At 36.4% G+C, this 928-nt stretch carries 1 protein-coding gene; it reads right to left on the reverse strand.

What is annotated here, in order from left to right:
- Positions 1-247: VOC family protein (locus AC1DRF_RS29860; protein WP_477742554.1), on the reverse strand; the 247-nt coding region annotated here is incomplete at its 3' end.
- Positions 248-928 lie beyond the last annotated feature (681 nt).

Genomic DNA, 928 nt, shown 5'->3' on the forward strand with positions numbered 1-928 from the left:
GATCTGATATAGTAGGTGGGGTGAGAAATCGCGAAAGTTCAAGCCGGCTGTGGCCATCTGGGGTAACCATCATAGCAATCTCTACGGACTGAGAACCCAATCCGGTTACGCCACCAGCCCATTCACCTTCGACAGTAGCTCTCCCTTCGAGGTTCAAGCCAATCTCCTCAAAGAAAGAAATTGCGTCATCAAGGGATTCTACAACGATGCTGACATTGTCCATTCTTAGTAAGTTGTTTTTTTTCATAGTTTTATCTCCTTATGTGTGAAGTTTTATTATCTGTTCATTTTCATAATCATTCTATTAAAAAGTTACAAATTCCTTTCAGACAAAAGATTCTTATCCTGTCACTAGGCCATATTTGTCGTATATTTTATACACTTTGTAGAAAAATGATCTATTTGTCGTCATACAGAGAAAATTAATAAGGAAATAACTAAGAGCAGACCTTCATTATAGGAGGGTCTGCTTTTTCTTGCTCTTTACATCGCATGAGCAGTTAAAACAAAAGTTAATTTCGTCAGAGAACGTTTCTCTGCATGTCGAAATCCTCGATTAATTAGTTTTTTATTTATAAATGATTGGGACGAGAAGGCATCTCTCTAAGTGAGAGGTGCTTTTTCATTTTTTGTAAGAGCTTTGATGATCTAACTGAAGTTTATGGGTATATGTTTAAAGGCTACAAATTACAAAGCAGCTAATATCTAACCAGCGTTCCCTTATCATGGGATATTGCTTTCTTTTTTTAATAGAGACTGTCATTAGAAGCCCTATGTGAAAAGCCAATTCTTAGTAACTAAGAATTGGCTTTTCACTAGTATTTAAACAGTTGTCTTTGTGGTAAGAGGTTCTGCTGCTCCTACTTCTGTTTGAACATTGAAGACAGCTGTATTTTTGATTTTTCCTTTTAGAGTTCCTGTTGTACTG

The sequence above is a fragment of the Priestia sp. P5_B4 genome, from assembly GCF_056400385.1.